The organism is Actinomadura barringtoniae, from assembly GCF_017573505.1.
GTDB classification, from domain to species: Bacteria; Actinomycetota; Actinomycetes; order Streptosporangiales; family Streptosporangiaceae; genus Spirillospora; species Spirillospora barringtoniae.
The window spans coordinates 577,783-591,985 of the sequence record NZ_JAGEOJ010000002.1 but is presented as its reverse complement, the minus strand read 5'-3'; the positions used below and the strand labels follow the sequence as shown (position 1 = coordinate 591,985).

Below are 14,203 nucleotides of genomic sequence, written 5' to 3'. Positions count from 1 at the left end.
TCGATCACGCCGGATGTCCAGCTCGAACGGGTTCGGGTTCGCGTTCCATGCCACGGAAGGCCAGGGCGCCGCGCACGAAGCCGACGTTCTCGTACGCCTCCTGCGTGAGCTGCAGGAACGGGTCGACGAACGCCTCGGGGGCGCCGCCCAGCGTGGCGTTCTTCAGGCCGCGCGGGTAGAGCAACAGCGGCAGCAGCACGGCGACCACGACCAGCGGCCACAGCAGCAGCGAGGCCGCCAGCAGCAGGAACGTCAGGACCGGCCAGGGGAACAGCGTCGGGCGGACCCCGGGCCACTTGCTGTACTGCAGCGCGTTCCCGCGGCCGTACTGCAGGCTGCGGCGCAGCACATTGCGCAGCGTCGGCTCGAAGCGGTGGGTGATCCACGCCTCCGGCACGAAGACCATGCGGTCGTGCCCGGCCCGGCGCAGGCGCCTGGTGAGGTCCTCCTCCTCCGAGCCGAAGCGGAACCGTTCGTCGAAGCCGCCGACCTCCAGCAGTTCCTCGCGCCGGAACGACATGTTGCCGCCGGTGAACGAGTAGACGTCGCGCCGCGGCTTGGGCTGCGGCGTCGTCCACTGGTTGCGCAGGTAGAGGTAGAGCCGGTACGGGAGGGCCTGGCTCGTGGTGAGCTCCAGCTCCAGCGGCTCGTGCCGGTTGTTGCGCTCGACGTAGCGGGACATGAAGCCGGTCCCGGTGATGGGCACGACCGGGCCGCCCACCCCCGTGACGCCGTCCTCGTACGCGCCGATCAGCAGCTCGGCCCAGTCGGGCGTGGGCTCGCAGTCGTCGTCGATGAACGCGACCAGCGGCGTCGTCGCCGCCCGCATGCCGGTGTTGCGCGCCGCCGACAGACCCTGGTTGGCCTCGTGCGCGATGACCGGGAGGCCGCGTGCGCGGGCGACGTCGCCGACGCCGTCGGACGAGCCGTCGTCCACGACGATGATCTCCAGCTCGCCGCGCGCGGTCTGCGCGTCGAGGGCGTTCAGCGGCCTGTCGATGCGGTCCGCGCCGTTCAGGGAGCAGATGACGACGGTGAGGCTAGCGGCCATCGGTCACTCTCCCTTGAGCGGCGTCCGCCTGGATGTCGGCTCGGGTGGCGTTCAGGAGCGTCCGGTACGCCTCGGCGGTCGCGGCGACGGTCTCGCCGAGCTCCGGTACGTGGTGGGCGGGTGGATCATGGGGACTGGTCGTCAGGAAGCGCTGGAGAAGGTCGGCCAGGCTGCTCGGCTTGGCCGGAGGCGCGGTCCAGGGCGAGTCGGCGAAGAGCTCGGCCAGCCCGCCCGCCGTCGTCGCCAGCACCGGAACGCCGAACGCCCGCGCGAGGTTGGCGACCCCGCTCTGCTCGGCCTTGCGGTAGGGCAGCACGACGGCCTCGGACGTGCCGAACCACGCGCCGATGTCGCCGTCCGGGACGAATCCGGTGAACACCAGCCGGTCCAGCAGCCGGGCGCGGCGCGCCATGCGCAGCACCTTCCGCAGGTGAACGTGGTCGCGCAGCTCCATGAGCCGGAACGGACCCGTCCGGCCGCGGACCGTGCCGGCGACGACGACGCGCACGTTCGCGGCCAGGCCGGCGTCGCGGCGGCGCAGCAGCCCCAGCGCCGCGACCAGGTCGTCCAGGCCCTTGTCGACGTGGATGAACCCGAACGCCAGCAGCAGCCGTTCGGACTCGCCGAGCCCGAAGCGTTCGCGCAGCTCGGCCGGGGTCGTGGTGGTCTCGGGCGGCGGGGACGAGAAGTGCGGGACGACCTGCGAGCCCGGGACGAGCTCCTGCGCGGCCGCCGTGTGCACGATCACGTGGTCGCTGCCCGCCGCGATCCGCCGGTACAGGGCCTCGCCGGCCCCGCGCAGCAGCGCGGTGTCGCGCGTGACCTCGTGCATCGTCGTGACGACCGCCGCGCGGCCGTCCGGCCGCCCGTGCGACAGCTCGCCCAGCCAGCGCACCATCGCCGGCGTACGGGAGCCGAACGCGGGGACGGCGAACTGGACGTGTACGACGTCGGGCGCGAACGAGGCCTCGGCCTCGCGCAGCGCCTGCGTGGCGCCGCCGGGACCGAGCGCGCCGATCACCTCCGGCGGCGCGCCGGGCAGCGGCCGCGGGGTGACGACGGCGACGTCGTGCCCGGCCGCGCGCAGGGCGCCGCCGAGCACGTGCGTGTAGGTTCCGATCCCGTCCTTGGCGGGCGGGTACGGACTGACGAACAGGATCCTCATGACGCCTCGGGCCAGAACTTTCCGGAGATCTGCGCGGCGATGGCGTCCCAGGAGTAGTCGCCCACCCACGGGTCGCCGAGCCACGGGTCCCCGCCGTCCAGGTCGTCCTGCGCCGACAGCGCCGTGCCGATCGCCATCGCCAGCGCGGCCGGGGTGTGCTCGGAGACCAGGCCGCGCTGCGAACGGGTGACCAGATGCTGGGACAGATTGTCGGGGGCCGCGGTGGTCACGACCGGAACGCCGCACGCCAGCGACTCCAGGATGGCGATCCCGAAGCCCTCGCGTTCGGACGGCAGCACGAACACCCGGCCCGCCTTGATGAGGGCGAAGAGCTCCTTCTGCTCCTCGACGTCGTGCCGGAAGTCCACATGCTCGGACAGGCCCAGCCGTTCGGCCTGCTCGTGCAGGGCCAGGCGTTCGGGACCGGTGCCGATGACGCGGCAGGTGATCCGGCGGCCCTCGGCGTGCAGCAGGGCGACGGCGTCCAGCAGCATGTCGATCCGCTTGTGCACCATCAGCCGGGTGACCACCACCAGGTCGGTGGTGTCACCCGCCGGATCGGCGTTGCGGGCCGCCTCCAGGTCGATCCCGTTCGGCGCCACCATGATCGAGGCGTCCGGGCCGAGCTGGTCGTACAGGCGGTCGGCGGTCTGCGGCGACGCCGCGATGATGTGGTCGGGCAGGCGCATCGACATGCGCTCCACCCACCAGGCGAGCCGGCCGCCACGGCCCAGGTAGTCGTTCCAGTACTCCGCTCCCCAGACCTCGTGCCAGGTGGCGATGAGCGGTTTTCGCCGCACGGTCGCGACCAGGCGCAACGTGAAGAGCTGGAACTGCGGGATGTGGTCGACCTTCAGGATGTCGAAGCGGCGCCACAGCAGCGCCAGGCAGGCGAGCGCGAACACGATCGCCTGCCTGAAGGATCGTCGGCGCCCCTTGTAGAGCGCGAGCTTGGGCGTCAGGGCGTGCATGGTGATCGGGCCGTCGGTGCGCCGCCTGGGCCCGTCCCACCAGTGCATCGTGTACATGTGCACGTCGGCGGTGGCCGACAGCAGGCGCGACAGCTCGTGGTAGCGGATCTCGCGGCCGCCGAAGTTGTACGGGTGGACGGCGTCGGTGACCAGTGCGACCACGGGCCGTTCGCCCTGCGGCCACGCGGCCTGTCTCTTCGCGTTCGGCCTCGCGTTCGGTCTCTTCGCGTTCTGCTTCTCGGCGCGCGCGGACGCCTTCCCGGGCGCGCTCATCCTTGCTGGGTGATGTCGGCGGCGGTGCAGTCGGCCTGCCAGGACAGCGTCTCGCCGCTGCCCTCGAGCCGGACGGTGAGGACCACCGGGCCGGACACGCACGCGACCTTGGCGGCCTGCGGCGTGACGGTCGTGGAACCGCCGTCGGCCAGATTGAGGTTCCCGGTGGTCAGAGTGGTGGGGGCAGCGGGCCTGGCGGGGGCGGTGGGCTTGGCGGGAGCGGCCGGTTGCCCGGCCGTCTCTTGGCGGGGGGCGAGCGTGACGGACCAGCGGTAGTCGCGGGCCCTGTCCGTCGAGTTGTGAATCATGAAGGAGACCTGGGGGAGCGGGGAGCCGGGGGAGATCTCGCGCGGCAGCGACTTCGGCGCCGCAAAGGCCAGTTCTGTGTAGGAGGCGGGGGAGCCGAGGATGCCCGCGGTTCGCAAGAGGTGGCGGCCGGGCGGGGTCTGGCCGAACCCGCCCAGGATCAACACGACGGCCAAGAGGGCGATGTAGGGAGCGCGGCGGCGGGAGACGAGTCCCGCGGGTAGTCCGGGGAGGCCGGGAGGTCCCGGCCGGTGGACGGTAGCCGCTTCGCCCAATGGGTCGTCCGGGTCGTGTTGCCGTGTCCTTGCGAAGGACACCATCTGGTAATCGCTCCCTTTCTTCACATCGCGAAACAAGCGCGAAACATGTTCTGAGATGTTTATTTCCGGGTCGACCGAGGTGGATTTCTATCACGCTCGGACAGTTCGGTACAACCGACCTATATGAGTGGGACTAGGTCACATTTTGTGATTTGGCGACGACTTGGCGTTCGAGATCGCGCTGCGACCTGGGCTGTTGTGAGTGCCGGATCGGGCTGCCGTTAAGCCTGTCCACGGGTGGTCATGGCGCCGTGGACAATTTCCTGTCAGCTCGCCGTAACCCTGGTAATCCGCTCGTAACTTAGAAAGCCTGAGCGCCGGATCGGCCGCTCATTTTGGAGCGCGCCGATCCGGTGACGCAGATCTCAGTTGTGGTGAGAAGACTCTCGTTAGAGAGCCTTACTTGGTCGCCTTATAGACGCGCACCCAGTCGACCGCCATGCGGGCCGGGAAGCGCGTGGCGCGCGTGGGGGTCCCCGGCCACTGGCCGCCGACCTGGACGTTGAGGATGAGGTAGAAGGGGCTGTTGAAGACCCAGCCCTTGTAGCGCTTGAGCTGCGCGTACGGGTGACCGTCCACCCACCAGACGACCCGGTACGGGGTCCAGTCGACGCCGTAGGTGTGATAGCCGGCGGCCAGCGAGCGCGGCATGAGCTTGGTGCCGCCGCCGACCCGCCGCGTCTGGTGCGCGTACCCCTGGACGAGGTTCGGCTTGCTGCCGATCGTCTCGACGACGTCGATCTCGCCGTACGGCTTGGCGGCCCGCTGCATCCAGAACGCCGGCCAGACGCCCTTGCCGGTGGGGAGCTTGGCGCGGATCGCGAAGCGGCCGTACGCCTGCTTGAACGTGCCGCTGGTCTGGATGCGCGACGAGGTGTACTTGCACCTGCCGTTCCAGCACCGGAGCTTGTCCTTCGGCCCGGTCTTGGCGGCGGTGATGAGGAGCCGGCCCTTGCCGTCCTGTGCGGCGTTGCCCGCCCGGTAGTAGTGGAGCGCCTTGTGAGACCAGCCGTTGGTGCCGTTGCCCGTCACCGGCCGCCAGTACTTCGACGGCTTGCCGCGGCCGCGGAACTCGTCGTGCCAGCTGACCTTCCACTTGACGCGCGGGAGAGCGATCCCGGCCGCCTCGGCGGTCGGCGCGTTGCCGGCCGCCGGCGCGACCGCCTTGCTTCCGGCGGCGGACGGCTCGGCCTTCCCGTTCAGCTGGACGGCGCCCACCGCGGTCGTGGCGACCACGATCCCGCCCACGGAGGCGGCGGCGATCCAGATCCGACGGCGCCCCTTGCCGGAGGGGCCAACCGGGTTCGTCATGACGGCCTTTCTGTGGGGGGCGTGACTCTCCTGTGATGTTCAGCGATGGATCATAGCGAGTCTGGACATGCCCACCCGTGGGATCTATGTGAAGGATGCGCAAGAAGTCGCGGTTCATTTGTCGTTGTGGTTAGTTCTGTCACGATCTCCCGACCCCATCGGTCATGGCTGATAGCGTCGCCTCGCGTGACGCCCCCTGCCTTTGCGACGTGGGCGCCGTGACGGGTGGACGAAGGCTGGCGGCCGTGCTGCCCGCGGGGCCCGACGACGACGCTCCCGACACCGTGGCCAGCGTGCTCTGCTACTCCGAGGACCCCGCGCTCATCGTCGTCATCGACGACACCCGCGGCCGCGTCCCCGAGATGAGAAGGCTCCGCGAGCTCGGCCCCCCGGTCGTCGTCCTGCCCGCACCCTCGACACCCCCCGGCACCTACGGCGGCCTCTGGGCAAAACTCGCCGCAGGTCTCCGCCACGCCCTCGAGAACGCCGAGTTCGACCTGCTCCTCCGACTGGACGCCGACGCGCTGATGCTCGGCCCCGGCCTGGAGGCCGCCGCCGCGAAACGCTTCACCGACGACCCGGCCCTCGGCCTGCTCGGCTCCTACCGCTACGGCCCCGACGGCGGATCGCGCGACTGGACCCAGGCCGGACGAGCCCTTCATTCCGAAGCGGGCCTGCGCGGCCTCCGCCGCCCCGCGCTCCGCCGCCGCATGCGCGACCTCCTCGAACAAGCACGCGCCAACGGCTACGTCACCGGCGAACACGTCCTAGGCGGCGCCTGCGTCTACTCCCATGAGGCGCTGCGCGCGATCTACGACCGAGGCTGGCTCGACCTCCCCGAACTGGTCGGCACCAAGACCGGCGAGGACCACATCTACGCCCTGCTCACCGTCGCCGCCGGCTACCACCTCGCCGACTTCGGCGGCCCCGACGACCCCCTGGCCCTGCGCTGGCGAGGCCTGCCCTCCTCACCCGAACAGCTCGTCGACGAGGGCCGCCTGGTCACCCACTCCGTCCGCTTCTGGCAGGACACCGGCGAACGCGAGATCCGCGATTTCTTCGCCGCCCGAAGGCACCTGGCGCCTAGGCGAGCTCCTCGATCTGCCCCTGAACCTTCTTGAGGCTCTCCCGCGCCGAGTCCAACCCGCCCGCCGCCTCGCGCAGCCCGTCGACCACGTGCGGGTACTGCCCGAGGTAGCCCGCCTGCGCACGAATACCGTCGCCCAAATGGCCGATGACGGTCACCAGCTGCCCGAGCAGTTCGGCGTGCTGCTCCAGCGTGAGATGCCCGCCCCACCCGTTGACGACCACCGAGACCTTCCGCGCCCCATCCGCCGCCTCGCCGCCGGCTCGTACCGCTCGGGATCCGTGGGTGTTCCTCTTGTCCCGCACATCGATCCCCTGCCATAGCAACCCGAGGCCCGCTTGATCATGTTCGTGACGCGCTAGCCCTATGAACGGTTGTCAGGACAGGGGAGTGATACGGGTCACATTTTGGTGAGGCGTGCGGCGCGGGGTCAGGTTCGGGTGCGGGTGGCCATGATGGCGTCGCGGAGTTGCTGGGGGGTGGGCGCCTCGAGGAGGCGCGGGCCGGCGTTGGTGGGGACCAGCGCCCACCAGGAACCGGTGGCCTCGCCGAACCAGACCCGGACGCCGGGGAACTGCTCCTGCAGCCCCTGGATCAGGGCGGCGCGCAGCTCCACAGGCGGCTGTTCCTCCCGCCCTGCGGCGGCACCGCGTTGAGCCGACATCTCGCCTCCCCCGTAGACCTCATCCGTAACAGCGTTCCCTGAGACGCAAGCGTCACGAGTTCAGACTCATATGTGACACAAAACACCATCTCTCCATTGAGGGACGATCATGGTGTGTTTGCTGATACCCGCGGGACGGGAACCAATCGTGCGGGATTGTGGTCCAATGGTCCGCATTGTCGGCGGGGGGCCAAGGACCAGGGGGAACGATGGCCGGACCTCTCAGGCCGGGTGATCCGGAACGGCTGGGAGAGTACGAGCTCGCGGGGCGACTTGGCGAGGGCGGTCAGGGAGTCGTCTTCGAGGGGCGGGGGCCGGAAGGGGAACGGGTCGCGGTCAAGCTGCTGCGGGCGCAGTTCACTTCTGACGCCTCGGCGCGGGCGCGGTTCGTGCGGGAGATCGAGGCGGCGGAACGGGTGGCCGGTTTCTGCACGGCGCAGGTGCTCGACGCGGACTCCGAGGGGGATCAGCCGTACATCGTCAGCGAGTTCGTCCCGGGGCGTTCGCTGCAGGAGCTCGTACGGGAAGAGGGACCGCGGACGGGCGGGGAGCTCTACCGGCTGGCGATCGGCACCGCGACCGCGCTGGCGGCCATTCACGAGGCCGGGATCGTGCACCGCGACTTCAAGCCGCCGAACGTCCTGATGGGGCCCGACGGTCCGAGGGTGATCGATTTCGGGATCGCCAAGGCGCTGGACGCGACCGGGACGATGACCAGCCATGTGGTCGGAACCCCGGCCTACATGGCGCCCGAGCAGGTCGCGGGCGCGGTCGTCGGGCCGCACACCGACATCTTCGCCTGGGCCGCGACCGTGCTGTACGCGGCGACCGGGCGTTCCCCGTTCGGCAACGACACGATCCCCGCGGTCATGCACCGGGTGCTTCATGCCGATCCGGATCTGTCGGCGTTGCCGCAGCAACTGGCTGGGCTGGTCGCCGCGTGCCTGAGCAAGGACCCGGGGCGCAGGCCCAGCGCGCCGCAGTTGCTCCTGCATCTGCTCGACCATCAGGGCGCGGCGCCTGCGGGGGCAGCGGCGATGCTGGAGCAGGGTGCGTCCATGGCGACCGGGAAGTTCGCGCCCGTGGTGGCGCCGGGCGCGGCGCCAGTGGCGCCGACCTTGCCGGGACAGGCGGTGCCCACGTTGCCGCCGATGGTGGGGCCGCCCCCTTTTCTGCCGCCCGGACCCCCGCTGCCCGCCGTGCCGCGGGGGATCGCCGGAGGCAACGCCGTTCTCACGCTGGCCGCGGTGACGGTCGCGGCGCTGGCGGTCGGGCTCGGCAACTCGTTCACCCTGAACGCGATGCCGGTCAACGCGCACACCCAGCTGTGGTTCAGCCTCGCCTACCCGCTGGCGCTGGTCGTGACGGTCGTCCCGTTCGGGCGGCTGGCCGACTCGATCGGGCGCAAGAAGGTGTTCCTGGCCGGGCTCGGGGTCTTCGCGATCAGCCTGATGCTGGGCGGCTGGTTCTTCCTCGACTTCCAGGACGCCGCCGGAGCGTGGCTTCAACTGCTGCCGCGCGCGCTCATGGGGATCGGCGCGGCGGCGGTCCTGGCGCCGAGCCTGGCGCTGCTCCAGGACATGTTCCCCGGACGCCGCCTCGGCATCGCCCTGGGCGTGTGGGGAGCCTTTCTCGGCGTGCCCCAGGTGGCCGCGTCGGTCACGGCGCGCATGGTCCGGGACTTCGGTGCGCGGTGGGTGCTGTACTTCGCGGCGGTGCCGCTGGTCCTGCTCGCGGCCGTTCTCGGGGCGTTCGGTACGCGTGACTCGCGCCGCGAGGGGCGTGGGCGCGCCGCGGACGTTGCCGGAACGGTGCTCCTCAGCCTCTTCGGCGCGGGCGTGATCTTCGGTGTGTGGTGCGGCGGCAGCTACGGCTGGATCGACTGGCGCACCCTGGCCGGGCTGGTCCCGGCCGCCGCCGTGCTGGTCGCCCTGGTCACGGTGGCGCTGGCGGTACGGCCCCACCTGCTGCCCCTGCGGCTGGTCCTGTCAGCGGTGGCGGCGATCGCCGCGTTCGCGTCCCTCAGCGTCCTCGACCAGGCCGTCTTCGAATGGACCTTCTACGGCGGGTACGGCCAGGGCAGCCTGCTGGGGCTGCGGCTGTCGCCCGTGCTGATCGGGGCATTGGTGAGCGCGCCGGTCACGGGGCTGCTGTGCTGGCGGCTCGGCCCGCGCTGGCCGATGACGGCGGCGACGGCGCTGGTGGCGATCGCCACGGCGGCGCTGGCGTTCGGCCAGAACGGCGGCTCGCCCTACCTCGTCATCGCCGCCTGGCTGTTCCTCTACGGCCTCGCCTGGGGAGCGCTCGCCGTCTCGGTCGCGATGGCGATCCTTGGCGACGTCCCCGAAGGCCTGGCCGGGTTCGGCTCCGGGTTGCAGGAACAGATCGCGCTGCTCGGAACGGGCCTGGTCAGCGTCTTCATGGCCTTCCGCGGAGACGGCGACCTGATCGCCCCGCCCTCGGCGGCGCGGGGATACCGGCCCGACTACGAGGCCATGCTGCGCACACCGCTGCTGCTCGCGGCGGCCGTGGCCGTGGCCGCCGCCGTCCTCGCCGCGTTCATCCGGCGGCCCGCCGACCGGTGACCGGCCGTCGGCGCGTGGTGATCGGTCGTCAGTGCGTGTTGATGCCGTCGAACATGACCTTGAGGTAGTGCTCGGCCAGGCCCTTGGAGTTCAGCCGGCCGCCCGGCTTGAACCAGCGGACCGCCACCCAGACGGTGTCGCGAATCATCCGGTAGGTGAGCTTGGGGTCGATGTCCTCGCGGAACGAGCCGTCCTTCTGGCCGGCCTTGATGGTGTCGACCCACATCTTCTCGACCTCGTCCTCGGACTTGGTCAGGTAGGCGAACCGGTCCATGCCCTTGAGGTAGTTCCAGTCGTTCTGCATCACCGTGATCGCGGCGCGGTGCGGCTCCAGGGTGCCGAAGGCGAGGCGGACCAGTCCCGCGATGGTGTCGCGGGGGCTCATGCCCTGGTCGATGACGCCCTGGTACGCCGACATGATCTCGGTGAAGAACCCCGAGAGGATCTCGTCGACGATCGACTCCTTGGAGTCGAAGTGGTGGTACAGGCTGCCCGACAGGATCCCGGCCTCTTCGGCGATGTTGCGCACCGTCGTGGCCTGGAAGCCCTTCTCGGCGAAGAGTTCGGCCGCGAGCTTGACCAGGTGTTCGCGCCGCTCCGAGGCCAGGGCGGGTGAGCCCTTGCCCCGGCGGCGCGTGCCGCCGCCGCCCTCGTTGGCTTTGGGCCGTCCGGAATTAGTGCTCGTGGTCGTCACCCTCTCATTATGCCGTCTCCACCCAACCGCTTGCTCAAGTTGGCCCGTTGACATCAGGTTACGTGTTGTAGCAAGCGCTTGCTGTGACCTCGCAAGATCCCTCTGGCGCGCGGCCCGTTCCTTTCTCTACGTTCTGTCCTAGAACGTGATTGAGGAGGGTGAATGACCCAGGAACTGGCGCCATGGGCGTCGCCGGTGGCTCGTGCCCGGATCGCGGAGGTCGCCGCGGAGCTGACCGACCTCTCGCCCGAGGGCGTGTCCGAAACCGTGCGGCGGGCGCTCGATGATCATGCCAGGTCGTTCGACCGCGAGGGGATCGTGCTCTACGCGGGCACGAACGTGATGAGCCCGGCCGCGCAGGCGGTCTCGGAGGCCCTCGTGAGCGGGCGCCCGAGCATGGGCTGGCCGGGGGAGAAGTACCAGGCCGGGCTCGATCATCTGGACACCCTCGAGGTGCTCGCCCCGACGATCGTCGCGCGGCTGCTCGGCGCGCGGTTCGCCGAGGTGCGCAGCCACAGCGCGACCATGGCCAACCTCGCCGTCTACACGGCGGTGACCGAGCCCGGGGACACGATCGCCGTGCTGCCCGAACGGGCCGGCGGCCACACCAGCCACCACGCGGTCGGCGCTCCCGGCGTGCGCGGGCTGCGCGTGGTGGACCTGCCGTACGACTCCGGCGCCTACGACGTCGATCTGGACGCCCTGCCGGGCTTCCTCGACCGGGAGCGGCCGCGGCTGGTGGTGATCGGCGCGAGCCTGCTGCTGTTCCCGCACCGCGTCGGCGCGATCGCCGAGGCCGTCGCGGCGGCCGGGGCGACGCTGCTGTACGACGCGTCGCACATGGCCGGGCTGGTCGCCGCCGGGCGCTTCCAGAAGCCGCTGGCCGAGGGGGCGCAGATCCTCACCTTCTCGACCTACAAGTCGTTCGGCGGCCCGCCCGGCGGCGTGATCGCCACCGACGACGAGGGGCTGGCCGAACGGCTGTCCACCGCGGTCTTCCCGGGCCTCACCGCCAACTACGACGCGGGCCGCCTGGCGCCGCTGGCCGTCACCGCCGCCGAGATCATGGCGGGCGGCGGCGCGTACGCCGACACCTGCATCGCCAACGCCCGCCTGCTGGCCGCCGCCCTCGCCGAGGAGGGCTTCACGGTCGCGGGCGCCGATCGCGGCTTCACCGACTCCCACCACGTCGCCGTGGACGTCGGCGACGGGCGCGCGGCGATGGCGCGGCTGGCCGAGGCCGGGATCTACCTCAGCGCGATCGGCCTGCCCTGGCAGGAGCCGGGCGAGCCGGACCGCGGCCTGCGCATCGGCACCCAGGAGGTGACCCGCCGCGGCTACGGCGAGGACGATCTCCGCAAGACGGCCGCGACGATGGCGGACGTGCTGCTCAGGTGAAAATGCTCTAGGGTCGAACATATGTCACCTGTGATCGTGTTCGACCTGTACGGAGTGATCGCCCGCGACCAGACCCCGGCGGCCAAGGCCGAGATCGAGCGGCTCGCCGGGGTCTCGGCCGACGGGGTCTCGGGGGAACGGTTCTGGGAGGCGTACTGGGCCTGCCGCCCGGACTACGACGCCGGGCAGGACAGCGTCGCGTACTGGAAGACCGTCGAGACCCGCCTCGGCACCCAGCTGCCCGACATCCCGGCCGTGCTGGAGGCCGACCTGGCCAGCTGGACCGAGGTCGACGACGCGATGGTGGCCCTGGTCGGCGAGCTCGCCGACCAGGGCCGCACGCTCGGCCTGCTCTCCAACATCATCACCGACCTGGTGCCCCGCTTCGAGGCCCGTCACCACGCCTGGCTCGGCCGCTTCGACGCGCTCACCTACTCGTGCCGCATCGGCGTCGCCAAGCCCGACCCCCGCGCCTACGAGATCTGCGCCGAACGCCTCGGCGTCGCCCCGGCCGACATCGTCTTCTTCGACGACAAGCCCTCCTTCGTCGAAGGCGCCCGCGCCGTCGGCATGACCGCCGAGGTCTTCACCTCGCCCGACCAGGTCCGCGCCTTCCTCGCTCAGCGGGCGTAGGCGCCGAAGAGCATCGCGCCGCCGTACGAGTGCAGCTTGATCGACCCGACGAGCCGGGACCGCCCGGTGCCGAGGTCGACGATGTAGGCCCTGGTTTCCAGGTCAGGCGGACTCGACGCGTCGGTGCCGCAGGCGAGGAGGATGGTGGAGGTCCCGACCCACTCGGCCTCGACACCGTCGGTACCCAGGCCCGGAGGCAGGTGGATCGAGTCGACGCTGACGACCCTTCCCGTGCGGACGTCCACCAGCGAGATGGTGCTCAGCCGGCTCTTCGCCCCGACCGCGGGATCGTCCGCAGCCCCGGAGCCCCGGTACGGGGTGGTGAGCAGGAGGCGGCCGTTGGGGGAGAGCTGGTTGCCGGTCCCTTCGAGGACCACACCCGGATCGAGCTCCTTGGGCTGGCCGACCTGCGAGCCGTCCGAGCGCGCGAGCGTGAGATAGGTCCGCTTCCCCTTGCTCGTCGTGAGCACGACGGTGGAGGCGTCCTTGCCCAGCCCCGCGATGCTGCCGGCGGGCAGCTGACGCACCTGGCCGGTGGCCGTGTCCATCAGGAGCGCGTGCCCCTCGCTCTTGTAGAGGACGCGCGAGATGCCGAGCTGCGACCCGTCGCTGGAGAAGACCAGCGTGGCCTGTGTGCGCTGATACTCCGACCAAGGGACCCGTTGAGAGGCCACCGTGGTTCGGCCCGTGGTGAGGTCCCTCACCACAAAGCGTTCGTCGGCCAGCCGGTAGTACGCGATGCGGTGACCGTCGCCACTGACGACAAGCGGCCCGTATACCGGCTCGCCGCCCTTGTGGGGCGTGGCCGACCTGAGTGCGTCCGTAACCCGCCATTGCTTCCCGGACAGACCGACCACGCGCCACTGACGGCAGGGATCGTCGGGTATGGGGACCTGGCCCTGCCGGCAGCTGTCGGTATAGGCGTACTTGATCGGCTCGACGGTGCCGGAGGGCAGCGGGACGGGAACGGGGCCGGAGTTGATCACGCCCTTGGGGCCGCTGCCCACGGGCGCGGAACGATGCACGCCGCCGCCGAGCAGCGATCCGACGAGGACGGCTGCCGCGACTCCTGCAGCCGCAGTGGGGACTGCGAGCGTCCGAACGCGGTGGCGACGGCGCGCGCGCACGACGATCCGTTCGGCCATCGCGGTCGGCGGGGCCTCGTCGGCCAGGGCGTGGAGGGCGTCGTGCAGGCGTGTCATCGGGTCGCCTCCTCGGTCTCGGCCTCGGACAGAAGATCGGCCAGACCCGGTTCGAGCTGGCGGAGCCGGACGAGTGCGCGGTGGGTCTGGCTCTTGACCGTCCCGGTCGTACAGCCGAGCAACTCGGCGGTCTCCGCGACCGAGCAGTCCTCGTAGAAGCGCAGGACGATGACCGCGCGCTGTGGCGCGGTGAGCCGTGCCAGTGCCTGCCGCAGCACCACGGAGCTCACCGCGCCGTCCGCGAAGTCCGGCAGTCCGTCACCCTCGGGTGGGGCGGCGCTGAGAACGTCCCCGTGTCGTCCCCGGCGCCGCCACCAGCTCACATGCTCCCGATAGAGGATCTTCCGGACGTACGCCTCGGGGTCGCCCGAGGCCGTGACGCGCCGCCACCGGGGCGCGACCTTGAGGAGGGCGCTCTGCACCAGATCCTCGGCCAGGAACGCGTCCCCGGTCAGCAGGTACGCCGACCGCATCAACGCGCGTTCGCGGGCGGTCACGAACTCGGCAAGACCGTCGAACCGTGCCATAGCGCCTCCCTCTCAC

At 70.9% G+C, this 14,203-nt stretch carries 14 protein-coding genes; 4 read left to right on the top strand and 10 right to left on the bottom strand.

Features of this window, described 5'->3' with window-relative positions; genetic code table 11:
• Positions 1–4: 4 nt before the first annotated feature.
• The 5 genes from J4573_RS06565 to J4573_RS06545 all read right to left on the bottom strand — a co-directional run bounded on the left by J4573_RS06565 (position 5) and on the right by J4573_RS06545 (position 5,397).
• The gene (locus tag J4573_RS06565; protein ID WP_208254326.1) at positions 5–1,051 is read right to left on the bottom strand and encodes a glycosyltransferase family 2 protein; all 1,047 of its coding nucleotides are present in this window, start codon (positions 1,049–1,051) and stop codon (positions 5–7) included.
• Positions 1,041–2,216: a glycosyltransferase gene (locus tag J4573_RS06560; RefSeq protein WP_208254325.1), complete on the bottom strand. Its 1,176-nt coding sequence runs from the start codon at positions 2,214–2,216 to the stop codon at positions 1,041–1,043. The genes J4573_RS06565 and J4573_RS06560 overlap by 11 nt, the downstream gene beginning before the upstream one ends.
• A complete protein-coding gene (locus J4573_RS06555) occupies positions 2,213–3,460 on the bottom strand; it encodes a glycosyltransferase family 4 protein (protein ID WP_208254324.1) in 1,248 nt (415 codons plus the stop codon). The genes J4573_RS06560 and J4573_RS06555 overlap by 4 nt, the downstream gene beginning before the upstream one ends.
• Positions 3,457–3,942, bottom strand: a complete 486-nt coding sequence (locus J4573_RS06550; RefSeq protein WP_208254323.1) for a hypothetical protein — start codon at positions 3,940–3,942, stop codon at positions 3,457–3,459. Before J4573_RS06550 ends, J4573_RS06555 begins: the two co-directional genes overlap by 4 nt.
• Before the next feature lie 543 nt (positions 3,943–4,485).
• On the bottom strand, positions 4,486–5,397 hold the full coding sequence (locus J4573_RS06545) for a glycoside hydrolase family 16 protein (protein WP_208254322.1): 912 nt from the start codon (positions 5,395–5,397) through the stop codon (positions 4,486–4,488).
• A 218-nt stretch (positions 5,398–5,615) separates the two neighbouring features.
• Between J4573_RS06545 and J4573_RS06540 the strand changes: the two genes are divergently transcribed.
• A complete protein-coding gene (locus J4573_RS06540; protein ID WP_208254321.1) occupies positions 5,616–6,518 on the top strand; it encodes a hypothetical protein in 903 nt (300 codons plus the stop codon).
• Here the strand turns inward: J4573_RS06540 and J4573_RS06535 are convergent.
• Together J4573_RS06535 and J4573_RS06530 are read right to left on the bottom strand one after the other, a co-directional pair.
• Positions 6,481–6,789 carry a hypothetical protein gene (locus tag J4573_RS06535; protein WP_208254320.1) on the bottom strand — a complete coding sequence of 103 codons (309 nt, stop codon included), beginning with the start codon at positions 6,787–6,789 and terminating at the stop codon, positions 6,481–6,483. The two genes, J4573_RS06540 and J4573_RS06535, sit on opposite strands and share 38 nt — an antisense overlap.
• A gap of 125 nt (positions 6,790–6,914) precedes the next feature.
• On the bottom strand, positions 6,915–7,148 hold the full coding sequence (locus J4573_RS06530; protein WP_208254319.1) for a hypothetical protein: 234 nt from the start codon (positions 7,146–7,148) through the stop codon (positions 6,915–6,917).
• A 209-nt stretch (positions 7,149–7,357) separates the two neighbouring features.
• Here J4573_RS06530 and J4573_RS06525 point away from each other — a divergent pair, with 209 nt between their 5' ends.
• Positions 7,358–9,733, top strand: coding sequence for a bifunctional serine/threonine protein kinase/MFS transporter (locus J4573_RS06525; protein WP_208254318.1), 2,376 nt, complete (start codon positions 7,358–7,360; stop codon positions 9,731–9,733).
• Positions 9,734–9,761: 28 nt separating this feature from the next.
• Here J4573_RS06525 and J4573_RS06520 read toward each other — a convergent pair whose 3' ends face one another.
• Positions 9,762–10,427, bottom strand: coding sequence for a TetR/AcrR family transcriptional regulator (locus tag J4573_RS06520; RefSeq protein ID WP_307796516.1), 666 nt, complete (start codon positions 10,425–10,427; stop codon positions 9,762–9,764).
• A 162-nt stretch (positions 10,428–10,589) separates the two neighbouring features.
• On the opposite strand from J4573_RS06520, the gene glyA reads away from it, so the two are divergent.
• Positions 10,590–11,825 (top strand): serine hydroxymethyltransferase, encoded by a 1,236-nt coding sequence (glyA, locus tag J4573_RS06515; RefSeq protein ID WP_208254316.1) that lies wholly within the window; start codon positions 10,590–10,592, stop codon positions 11,823–11,825.
• Between the two features lie 21 nt (positions 11,826–11,846).
• Positions 11,847–12,458, top strand: coding sequence for an HAD family hydrolase (locus J4573_RS06510; RefSeq protein WP_208254315.1), 612 nt, complete (start codon positions 11,847–11,849; stop codon positions 12,456–12,458).
• Here the strand turns inward: J4573_RS06510 and J4573_RS06505 are convergent.
• Both J4573_RS06505 and J4573_RS06500 read right to left on the bottom strand, forming a co-directional pair.
• Positions 12,446–13,660, bottom strand: a complete 1,215-nt coding sequence (locus J4573_RS06505; RefSeq protein ID WP_208254314.1) for a hypothetical protein — start codon at positions 13,658–13,660, stop codon at positions 12,446–12,448. The two genes, J4573_RS06510 and J4573_RS06505, sit on opposite strands and share 13 nt — an antisense overlap.
• Positions 13,657–14,187, bottom strand: coding sequence for a SigE family RNA polymerase sigma factor (locus J4573_RS06500; RefSeq protein ID WP_208254313.1), 531 nt, complete (start codon positions 14,185–14,187; stop codon positions 13,657–13,659). The genes J4573_RS06505 and J4573_RS06500 overlap by 4 nt, the downstream gene beginning before the upstream one ends.
• Between the last annotated feature and the right edge of the window lie 16 nt (positions 14,188–14,203).

Excerpts from the sequence above, each read along its gene's own strand:
- J4573_RS06565 (WP_208254326.1), bottom strand. The coding sequence starts at position 1,051 with ATGGCCGCTAGCCTCACCGTCGTCATCTGCTCCCTGAACGGCGCGGAC.
- J4573_RS06560 (WP_208254325.1), bottom strand. The coding sequence starts at position 2,216 with ATGAGGATCCTGTTCGTCAGTCCGTACCCGCCCGCCAAGGACGGGATC.
- J4573_RS06555 (WP_208254324.1), bottom strand. The coding sequence starts at position 3,460 with ATGAGCGCGCCCGGGAAGGCGTCCGCGCGCGCCGAGAAGCAGAACGCG.
- J4573_RS06545 (WP_208254322.1), bottom strand. The coding sequence starts at position 5,397 with ATGACGAACCCGGTTGGCCCCTCCGGCAAGGGGCGCCGTCGGATCTGG.
- J4573_RS06530 (WP_208254319.1), bottom strand. The coding sequence starts at position 7,148 with ATGTCGGCTCAACGCGGTGCCGCCGCAGGGCGGGAGGAACAGCCGCCT.
- J4573_RS06525 (WP_208254318.1), top strand. The coding sequence starts at position 7,358 with ATGGCCGGACCTCTCAGGCCGGGTGATCCGGAACGGCTGGGAGAGTAC.
- glyA (WP_208254316.1), top strand. The coding sequence starts at position 10,590 with ATGACCCAGGAACTGGCGCCATGGGCGTCGCCGGTGGCTCGTGCCCGG.
- J4573_RS06510 (WP_208254315.1), top strand. The coding sequence starts at position 11,847 with ATGTCACCTGTGATCGTGTTCGACCTGTACGGAGTGATCGCCCGCGAC.
- J4573_RS06505 (WP_208254314.1), bottom strand. The coding sequence starts at position 13,660 with ATGACACGCCTGCACGACGCCCTCCACGCCCTGGCCGACGAGGCCCCG.
- J4573_RS06500 (WP_208254313.1), bottom strand. The coding sequence starts at position 14,187 with ATGGCACGGTTCGACGGTCTTGCCGAGTTCGTGACCGCCCGCGAACGC.